This window comes from Paenibacillus sp. NEAU-GSW1, assembly GCF_009737085.1.
GTDB lineage: Bacteria > Bacillota > Bacilli > Paenibacillales > Paenibacillaceae > Pristimantibacillus.
Genome location: NZ_WOVL01000021.1, coordinates 82,357 through 92,175, shown reverse-complemented (window position 1 = coordinate 92,175; position 9,819 = coordinate 82,357). Strand labels below are relative to the sequence as shown.

Here is a 9,819-nt window from a genome sequence, read left to right as displayed (position 1 = left end):
AAATCTAAAACCATATTTACCCATAACCTTCACGCCAATGAAGGTTATTTGTCGTGCCTAGAAATTAGTATACCAATTAACTTGGCGCGCTCCAATACTAAAAGCTTGACAAACATTAGCTGGTTTTCGTTTTTGATCGTTTACTGCAATCTTCAGCAAAACGGAGCATTTGAATGATTCTGGAGAAGCGCAGTTGATGCTTTCGAAGTAGCTTTCTTGCAGTTAGCTTGCGTTCTGCGCAGGTTGCTTTATAACCCCTATAAACAAGGGGCTGTCGCATCGTCCATTCAATGACGTTTGGAACAGCTTCTTTTATTTATGATCGAACAAAAATTACTGTTATCATAATGTTATCAAAAAATAGTAAAAACAAGACTAAAAAAGATAACACAGTCTATTTTTTCGTCAGGGAATCGACTCTATACTATTTTTTGTAAGCGTTATCAATTAGGGAGGCGTTAAAATGAGAAAATCAAAGGTATGGCTGAGCGCTTTGCTCGCGGTAGTCATAGCCTCGGCTGTAGCTGTTCCTGCATTTGCTTCGCCGGGTTCGGAGAACAACAACAAAGACAAGAAGAAAGAGAATGTCGTAAACTTTGTTGACCGTCAAGCGACCGACGAAACGAAATCGTTGTTTGCTTATTTGAACGGGATTCGCGGCAACAGCGTCATATTCGGTCATGAGCATGCGACAACGGAAGGGATTTCGATTACGGCGAAGGACGGCACGCAATCGGAAGTTCAGAATTCCGTCGGCGATTTGCCGGGCATGTTCGGTTGGGACACGCTTAGTCTGGAAGGGTACGAGAAGCCGGGCGTTCTAGGCGCTTCCCAGAAGCAAAATCGCGATAAACTGATCGGCGTAATGAAAAAAGCGTACAAAGAAGGCGGAGTGCTGGCGTTAAGCGCGCATATGCCAAACTTTGTTACGGGCGAAAACTTTTACGATACGAAAGGCAACGTCGTATCGCATATTTTGCCGGGCGGCGACAAGCATGCGGACTATAATAAATTTCTCGATAGGGTCGCTGACTTTGCAAACAACTTGAAGGATGATAAGGGCAAAGCGATTCCAGTTATCTTCCGTCCATTCCATGAGCAAAACGGCAGTTGGTTCTGGTGGGGCGCGCCTTATCGTACGAAAGAGCAATACGTTGAAATTTACCGCTACACGGTTGAGTACTTGCGCGACAAGAAGAAGGTGCACAATTTCTTGTATGCGTACTCGCCGAACAGCTCGTTTAACGGCAGCGAAGCAACATATCTTGAAACGTATCCGGGTGACGAGTACGTCGATATTCTCGGCTTCGATGCATATTACGACGGAACGACGGAAACTTGGTTCGATTCGGTGGTAAGCGATGCCAAGCTTATTTCCAAGATTGCTGACAAGAAAGGAAAAGTGGCAGCATTTACTGAGTTTGGTTATAAAGGCCTTAAAGAGAGCGGAACGAACGATTTGAATTTTTTCACTAAGCTGCTCAAAGCGCTGAAATCCGATCCGGACGCTAGGCGGATGGCTTATATGCTGACATGGGCTAACTTTAGCTCGGACGCCATTTACGTTCCGTATAAAAATGCTCCGAACGGACTTGGCGATCACGAGCTTCTGCCTGACTTTGTAAGCTATTACAAAGATAAATTTACGAGCTTCAGCGACGAGGTCAGAGCAGCGAAGCCTTATGCCAACAAGGTGAAGGCGGCAGAAGAGCTAGGGTTTCTGCATATTGCAACGCCAACGAATAACGCGACGGTGCCGACGGCTTCGCCATCGACCATTCGCGTTCGCATACTGTCGGCTGACAAGAGTAAAACGGTTAAATTCCTAATCAATAACGGAAAAACCGAGTATCCGATGAAGCTGGATGCTGACGGCTTCTATTACACGGCGAACTGGACGCCTGGAGCTGCGCTCGATGAAACTGAAATTAAACTGACGGTGAATGCGTACTCCAAGCATGGCAAGACACTTACGCAGACGATTACGCTCTTCGCAAGCGATCAGCAGGGTGGCGGCGATCCATACGTCGTCGATACGTTCGACACATACAAAGGCAGCAATGAATTGCTTGACGGCGCATACAGCCCGGCTGGCGATCTCAATACGATTACGCTGGACGGAACGCATAAATCCGGCGGTAAATACGGCCTGAAATTCGATTACAATGTAAGCGGCCAAGGCTACACCGGCGAAACGAAAAACATGAATAATGTCGACTGGTCAGAAGCGAACAAGCTGAAGTTCTGGCTTGAGGCGGACGGAAGCGACAACAAATCGGTAATCCAAGTAAATGCAAGCGGCGTTTCTTTTGAAGCGTATCCTTCTCTTGCAGCGAAAACAGCGGGATGGGTTGAAATTCCTTTCAGCAAATTTGCTCCTGCTCCATGGGATACTGCCAATGCAGGCAAAGTAATGACGAAGGAAAACCTGAAAGATATTCGGGCATTCTCGATCTATGTGAATAAGAAGGATGCAACGAGTCCAGTTAGCGGAACGCTCTATTTCGATGACATTCATGTGCTCAACGACGGAACAGGCGGCGTGCCGGATACGGACAGCGGTACAGGCAACAGCAGCGGTGCTAAGCCAGGCTTGCTTTACGGCTTCGAGACCGACACTGCAGGCTGGGTCGTTGAAGTAAACAATGCGAGCGCAGCGGCGGCAGAAGTAACTAAGGACGCTGCAGCAGAGGGCGCAAGCTCGTTGCAAACGGCATTCGCTTTGTCTGGCGCAGACTTCGAGCTCGTACAAGTCGGCAATATCGATTTGAGCGAGGTTAGCACCCTTACGGCAAAAGTGAAGCTTTCAAGCGGAACGGCAAAAGCGCGTGTCTACGTGAAGACAGGAGACAGCTGGAGCTGGTCGGATAGCGGCATGGTCGACATTGGTTCTGACGGCTTCACAACGATTACACTGAAATTGTCCGGAATTGCTGATCGAAACAATACGAAAGCCATTGGCTTCAAGCTCGAAGGCTTTGCGGGAACGGGAACATCGGTCCTTTATGTGGACGATATTCGCCTCTCGAACTAAAGTATAGGGGCTGACCCATAAGTAGATCCCGCTGGCTTGATGTGACAGCTTGCTTAACAAAATATCATATTTTTAGCAAAATGGCGGTGTCAGGATGGTTATCCCTGCACCGCCATTTCTGTCTTTTTCGTCTATTGCCGCTTTTTTGAGTGTTCCGATCGCCGAGAAGGCTTAACGTAGCTTTCTTCGATGAGAAATTGAAGCACGGCAGTGAACACGTGCTCAAGTACGGTCTTCATTCGCTCGGACCGAAAGCGGTTAATGGTGCGGAAATCTGGGCGTTGTCTGCCCGCGATCCGCATGAACATGAGGTTCTCGCGAACCGCCTTTGCGATTTGGCGGGAAGAGTAGATCCGCTGCGTGTATGCATAAACGATCACTTTGGTTAGCATTTTGGGGTGATAACTATCTCGACCACCGCCCGGATAAGCATCGGCAAGGATATTGTTGTCGAGACGGTTTACAGCAGCGTTGACGACGCGAACGAGATGATTCGGAGGAATATCCTCTTCGAGGTCCATTGGAAGGCAAAGTTGATCCATGGTATATTGGATGTACAAAAGAAACAGCTCCTTTGGAATGGTTGGGTGGTACCTCCATTTTACCAAAAAGCTGTTTCTTTTTTTTGTTCATTTTGAAAAATAACTGTCCAGCAACGGAGCAGACGAATGATTCTGAAGAAGCGTTAGCGTTCGCCTTGCTCTTCGGATTCCAACCTTAACCCATTTGTTCAAGGAATCCGTAAGAGCACAGCGATCGTAAGAACATTCGCCTGCGCAGTTGCCTTTCAGCAGTGACTGTGTAGCGAAAAGAGCTGACCAAAGTCTAAAGACTTTTGGGACAGCCCCTATTTTCGTGCTGCCAATAGCCTTCATTCACCGTTTCGACGACGAATCGTCAATGAATAGTGACATAATCGAACGTTATCGAATTGAATTGCAGCGTTAAATTCGATAATGTTTATAATCATGGACTTGAAAAGGAGATTGAAATGAAGGAACGCAACTATACGCCGTTAATTGCTGTGCTCTCTGTTGTGCTGGTGCTCATTATTGCCGTGTTGTTTTTCTTGCCGGCCTATAATGGCGAAGTGAAATTTGACGTTACGCTGCTGCCGCTTCTCAATGCGATTTTCAACAGCTTTACCTTTATTGCGTTGATTGTTGCTTTAGTTGCCATTAAGAACAAAAATGTGAAAATGCATAAACGGTTCATCGGAGCGGCATTTGCTTCGACAACGCTTTTTCTCGTTTGCTATGTGGCATATCATTATTTGACGGAATCAACAAAGTATGGCGGCGACGGCGCGCTGAAAGCCATTTATTTCTTCGTGCTGATTACGCACATTCTGCTGGCTATCGTTGTCGTTCCGCTGGCGCTGCTATCGGTCGCGCGCGGGCTGTCAAACAATGTGGACAAACATCGGAAGATCGCTCGCTGGACGATGCCGATCTGGCTGTATGTCAGCTTTACCGGCGTTGTCGTCTACTTGATGATTTCGCCTTATTATGCGTAGGCAATTCGCTTGCTTCGTGTGGTGAAAACTGCAAACAAGCCCGTTCATCTCAACCGAGTGAACGGGCTCTATTACTTTCTTTTTAAAAAGCAATATAGGAAGCAGCGGAAAGAAAGGTTGAGTTGGAGGAGTGCAAACGTCCGCCTTTGATTTCGGATTTCAATCGCTAGTACCATAATAGTTCAAGAAATCCGAAAACAACAGCGGCTGGAAATCAACCTTTCTTGCAGCGGGTGACTACTTTATTGCTTCGCCGCCGCCGATTTTACGGCCAATCCATTGCTCGTACGCTTTGGCGACGACGCTCATATCGAAATCAGCAAGTCCCATCGCGTCGCCGATTTGAAGCTGGCTTTTCGCTGCCTCGAGCATCGGCGTCGGCACTTTAAGTCCATCCGATAAGACCGAGGACAAGCGAAGGTCCTTGAGCATTAGCGCAAGCGAGAATTGGACGTCGTAGTTGCTGTCGAGTATTTTGTCGCCTTTTAATTCGGCAGTCCGGCTTGCGGCACCGCCCGATTGGACGAGCTCAAGGAACGCCTTGCCGTCAATGCCGCCGCTTGCCGCGATCGCCATGCCTTCAACGAGCCCGACCGTATTGATGCCAACGATCGTATTATGCGCCAGCTTGGCTGTGGAGCCGCTGCCGTTCGCGCCCATGTGCAAAATTTTACGGCCCATCGCGAGGAGTACGTCTTCGGCTTTGCTCAGCACATCCGCATCGCCGCCGACCATAAATACTAACGTGCCGCCTTCCGCAGCAGGCTTGCTTCCCGTTACCGGAGCATCGAGGAAATGCGCGCCTTTTTCCGCCGCCGATGCTGCAAGCTCTCGGGCCAGCTCCGGCGAGATCGTGCTGCTGTCGATGACCGTTGCGCCGCTCCGCAGCGCGCCGATAATGCCGTTCTCGCCGAAATATACGGCGCGAATTGCATCGTCATTGCTAATCATTGTAATGACGATGTCTGAGCTTGCTGCGATAACCGCAGGCGACGAAGCTTCTTTTGCGCCCAGTGCGGCAAGTTCTCCCGCTTTGCCGGGCGTACGGTTAAATACCGTGACGTCATAACCTTTGCGAAGCAAGTTCGCTGCCATCCCAAGACCCATTACACCAAGTCCAATAAAGCCGATTTTGTTGCTCATCTCTCTCCACTCCTTCTCTTTGTCGAAGCAAGACTGCTTATTTAAATAACGTTACTACTTAATCGAAGGCAATACAAATCTTTTATAAACATTATAATATTTCTTCATATTGTTTTCATGGTCATTGCCTTGTTTTTGAATTGTAAATCCGATATCCTAAATGAAATGCTAGCCAATAACTTGTGAAAATTAGAACTAGGGAGGCCTCTTTATAATGAGTAAAACGGTTCAATTCGACTATAGCAAAGCGCTCGCTTTTTTGGGACAAAATGAAATCGACAATTTGACGGCGCAAGTTCGTCTCGCTCACGATCAATTACATAACGGAACAGGGACAGGCTCGGATTATCTCGGTTGGATCGACCTGCCGCAAAACTACGATAAAGAAGAATTCGCCCGCATTCAGAAAGCGGCGCAAAAGATTCAATCCGATTCTGAAGTGCTGATCGTCATCGGTATCGGAGGCTCGTATCTCGGCGCCCGCGCGGCGATCGAAATGCTGTCCAATTCGTTCTATAACCTGCAAACGAAAGAACAGCGCAAATCGCCGCAAGTATTGTTCGCAGGCAACAACATCAGTTCCACATACGTAACGCACCTGCTGCAGCTGATCGAAGGCCGCGAATGGTCGATCAACGTCATCTCCAAATCGGGCACGACAACAGAGCCGGCTATTGCATTCCGTATTTTCCGCGAAGCGCTGGAGCGCCAATACGGCAAAGAAGAAGCCCGCAAACGCATTTATGCGACGACAGATCAAGCGAAGGGCGCGCTGAAAAAGCTCTCGACGGAGGAAGGCTACGAGTCCTTCGTTATTCCTGACGACGTTGGCGGGCGCTATTCCGTGCTGACGGCTGTCGGCCTTCTGCCAATTGCGGTTGCCGGTATCGACATTGCGGCAATGATGCAAGGCGCAGCGGACGCGTCGAAAGAATACAGCAATCCGAATCTTGCTGAGAACGAAGCATACCAGTACGCGGCTGCCCGCAACGCGCTTTACCGCAAAGGCAAAACGACGGAAATTCTCGTGAACTACGAACCGAACCTTCATTTCGTATCCGAATGGTGGAAGCAGCTGTTCGGCGAAAGCGAAGGCAAAGACTATAAAGGAATTTACCCGGCTTCCGTTGATTTCTCGACCGACTTGCACTCCATGGGCCAGTTTATTCAAGAGGGCAACCGGAACATTTTCGAAACGGTGATTCAAGTGAATGAAGTTTCGGAGCATATCGAAATCGCTCATGATCCTGCTGACCTTGACGGCTTGAACTTCCTGACGGGCAAAACGATGGATTTCGTCAACAAGAAAGCGTTCGAAGGCACATTGCTTGCGCATACGGACGGCCAAGTTCCAAACTTTATCGTCAACATTAAAGACTTCTCCCCATATACATTCGGCTACCTTGTCTATTTCTTCGAGAAAGCTTGCGGCATCAGCGGCTATTTGCTCGGCGTCAATCCGTTTGACCAGCCAGGCGTTGAAGCTTACAAACGCAACATGTTTGCGCTGCTGGGCAAGCCTGGCTACGAGAAAGAGAAAGCGGAGCTTGAAGCGCGCCTGTAGGCGACAGCTGAGCTGAGTCAACTTATGCTGCAACGTTATTCGACGATTAGAGGATCGGGAAGCGCCGAGGTTGTCATCAAGAAGTCGCGTTTTATCGGTTACGCCAAGCCGGTCGAAACGGAAGAAGAAGCGGTTGCTTTCATTGATGAGATTAAGCGGCTCCACAAGCAGGCAACGCACAACTGTTCGGCGTATCTGATCGGCGAGCACGACCAGTTTCAGAAGGCTTCGGACGACGGGGAGCCAAGCGGTACGGCAGGCAAGCCGATTCTTGAGGTGATCAAGAATAAGGGGCTGAAAAATGTCGCCGTCGTTGTGACGCGCTACTTCGGCGGCATTATGCTGGGAGCGGGCGGCCTCGTCCGCGCCTACACCGACGGCGCGGTCGCAGGCATCGAGGCTGCGGACGAAATCGTTCGCGTGCTGCATCGCGAAGTGTTTGTCGATGTCGACTATACGTGGTACGGCAAGCTCGAGAACGAGCTGCATGGACGCGGCACTCGCGTAGGCGGAACTGAGTTTACCGACCGCGTCATCGTAACCTGTTTGCCCGAAGAGCCGGAAGCGGCTGCGTTCATCGCGTGGATAACCGATTTGACGCAAGGTCAGGCTGTTATTACGGAAGGCGACAGCGTCTATTATATCGAAGGTGAATAAAGGGGAATGGAAAGCCTCGCAATCGATTCGTGCGAACGAATCCGTTGCGGGGCTTTTGCATGCTGCAACGGCTGTGCATGATTTTAACAGGGAAGACAAACGCTATGGACGACACCGATTTTTCCAATTTTCTGCAAAGTCTGGACTGAAAAAATGTTAATTTATCATTGACTAAAACCGTCGTATTCTGCTAAATTTAGAATACCAAGTGTATTAATAGGAATTCTATTAAATCGTTTCTGGCATCTTCCTACGGCACGAGCCGATGGTCTGGAGGTTTAAGGCACAGTGAATGCAATGTTTCGCGGCAAGCTGTGGAGCTTCGGGTTTCGCAGCACGGTCATGCTCTACTTCATCATTTTAATCGTTCTACCTATTTTGGGCATTTATTCGCAATCGTTATCCTTGGGCTTGCAGCCGCTTTGGGAAAGTATTTCCGATCCGCTTGCTTGGAAAGCGGTTCTGCTCACTGTTAAGCTGGCTGTCATTTCGACCGTAATTAATGTATTGATTGGTACGCTGATCAGCTGGGTTCTCATTCGCTATCGGTTCCCAGGAAGGCATTTGCTGAACAGTCTGGTAGATTTGCCGTTTGCGCTTCCGACAGCCGTAACCGGACTTATGATTTTGCTGCTGCTTGGACCGGGCAGCGCGGTTGGCGGATTTTTCGGCAAGCTGGGCATTGATATTGTATTTCACGAGCCGGCAATCGTCATTTCGATGATTTTTGTAACGTTTCCTTTCGTCATTCGCGCGGTGCAGCCGCTGCTGGAGGAGCTTGATAAGTCGGAGGAAGAAGCGGCTTATACGATGGGCGCGACAAAAGCCCGAACGTTTTTCAGCATTATTTTCCCTTCGATGCTGCCTGGCGTTTTGAGCGGCGGAATGCTGGCCTTCTCTCGCGCGCTTGCAGAATTTGGCGCAGTCGTGCTCGTTGCCGGCAATATTCCGGGCAAGACGCTGATCGCATCGGTCTTTATATTCGGTGAAATCGAAAGCGACAATCCGCAAGGAGCGGCAGCCGTTTCGGTGCTGCTGCTTACGCTATCGTTCATTATTCTTTGGGTGGTCAACCTTATTCAATCGAGGAGGCCGGGACAATGACGATACGCAGACTTTGGATTGGCGTCGTATATCTTATTTTTATCGTTCTGTTAATCATTCCGTTAATCGAAATAATTAGAGGCTCTTGGGCCGAAGGCTGGGGCGGCTTTAGCGATGCGCTATCCCGTCCGCAATCGCTTCACGCGCTTGGAATGACAGCTATAATCGTCATTATTGTTACTGTAATCAACACGATGTTCGGCGTTATGCTCGCTTTATATCTTGCAAGGGCGCATTGGATCGGACCGAAGCTGAAACGGCTGCTGAACAGTCTCGTCGATTTGCCGTTTGCGGTATCGCCGGTAATCGGAGGCTTGATGATCGTACTGCTGCTTGGACCGAGCACTGCAATGGGCGCGTTGTTAGCGGGCGCCGGCATCAAAATCGTCTATGCGCTGCCGGGCATGATTTTAGCAACGTTGTTCGTCACTTTCCCGATTATGGTGCGCGAGGTGCTGCCGGTATTGCAAGAGATCGGCGCGCAGCAGGAGGAGGCGGCATCGACGCTTGGCGCTTATTCCTGGTATACATTCTGGAAAGTGACTTGGCCGTCGATCCGTTGGGGCGTCATTTACGGCGTGGTGCTGACCGTAGCGCGCACGCTTGGCGAATTCGGCGCTGTGCTTGTCGTATCAGGCAACATTATTAATAAGACGCAAACCGCCACGACGCTTGTCTATCAAGACGTCGAGAATTTTAACGTGGTCGCCGCAAATGGCGTAGCGCTTGTGCTTGCCGTATTCTCGGTTGGCCTGCTGCTGCTCATGGAATGGGCGAAGAAAAGAAAGGATGTGCATTAAA

7 protein-coding genes and 1 pseudogene are annotated in these 9,819 nt (G+C 49.4%); 6 read left to right on the top strand and 2 right to left on the bottom strand.

The features are described from left to right. The first annotated feature begins 463 nt into the window (after positions 1–463). The gene (locus GOM71_RS16660) at positions 464–3,034 is read left to right on the top strand and encodes a glycosyl hydrolase (protein ID WP_156283059.1); all 2,571 of its coding nucleotides are present in this window, start codon (positions 464–466) and stop codon (positions 3,032–3,034) included. Positions 3,035–3,204: 170 nt separating this feature from the next. Here GOM71_RS16660 and GOM71_RS16655 read toward each other — a convergent pair. Beyond that, positions 3,205–3,594: pseudogene (locus GOM71_RS16655) on the bottom strand (transposase); the annotation flags it as partial. Between the two features lie 431 nt (positions 3,595–4,025). Here GOM71_RS16655 and GOM71_RS16650 point away from each other — a divergent pair. After that, entirely contained in the window at positions 4,026–4,550 is a 525-nt protein-coding gene (locus tag GOM71_RS16650) for a DUF420 domain-containing protein (protein WP_156283057.1), read from the top strand. Between the two features lie 237 nt (positions 4,551–4,787). Here the strand turns inward: GOM71_RS16650 and GOM71_RS16645 are convergent, their stop codons facing one another. Continuing rightward, entirely contained in the window at positions 4,788–5,693 is a 906-nt protein-coding gene (locus GOM71_RS16645) for an NAD(P)-dependent oxidoreductase (RefSeq protein WP_156283055.1), read from the bottom strand. Positions 5,694–5,907: 214 nt separating this feature from the next. Here GOM71_RS16645 and GOM71_RS16640 point away from each other — a divergent pair, with 214 nt between their 5' ends. The 4 genes from GOM71_RS16640 (at position 5,908) to GOM71_RS16625 (ending at position 9,818) form a co-directional block, all read left to right on the top strand. After that, a complete protein-coding gene (locus GOM71_RS16640) occupies positions 5,908–7,257 on the top strand; it encodes a glucose-6-phosphate isomerase (protein WP_156283053.1) in 1,350 nt (449 codons plus the stop codon). A gap of 24 nt (positions 7,258–7,281) precedes the next feature. After that, positions 7,282–7,914, top strand: a complete 633-nt coding sequence (locus tag GOM71_RS16635; RefSeq protein WP_156283051.1) for a YigZ family protein — start codon at positions 7,282–7,284, stop codon at positions 7,912–7,914. A 297-nt stretch (positions 7,915–8,211) separates the two neighbouring features. Next, on the top strand, positions 8,212–9,018 hold the full coding sequence (gene cysT, locus GOM71_RS16630; protein WP_156283075.1) for a sulfate ABC transporter permease subunit CysT: 807 nt from the start codon (positions 8,212–8,214) through the stop codon (positions 9,016–9,018). 2 nt (positions 9,019–9,020) lie between these two features. Then, entirely contained in the window at positions 9,021–9,818 is a 798-nt protein-coding gene (locus GOM71_RS16625) for a sulfate ABC transporter permease subunit (RefSeq protein WP_367649660.1), read from the top strand. The last annotated feature ends 1 nt before the right edge of the window (position 9,819 follow it).

Bases quoted from the DNA above. Each gene is read 5' to 3' on its own strand.
- GOM71_RS16660 (WP_156283059.1), top strand. From the start codon at position 464: ATGAGAAAATCAAAGGTATGGCTGAGCGCTTTGCTCGCGGTAGTCATA.
- GOM71_RS16650 (WP_156283057.1), top strand. From the start codon at position 4,026: ATGAAGGAACGCAACTATACGCCGTTAATTGCTGTGCTCTCTGTTGTG.
- GOM71_RS16645 (WP_156283055.1), bottom strand. From the start codon at position 5,693: ATGAGCAACAAAATCGGCTTTATTGGACTTGGTGTAATGGGTCTTGGG.
- GOM71_RS16640 (WP_156283053.1), top strand. From the start codon at position 5,908: ATGAGTAAAACGGTTCAATTCGACTATAGCAAAGCGCTCGCTTTTTTG.
- GOM71_RS16635 (WP_156283051.1), top strand. From the start codon at position 7,282: ATGCTGCAACGTTATTCGACGATTAGAGGATCGGGAAGCGCCGAGGTT.
- cysT (WP_156283075.1), top strand. From the start codon at position 8,212: ATGTTTCGCGGCAAGCTGTGGAGCTTCGGGTTTCGCAGCACGGTCATG.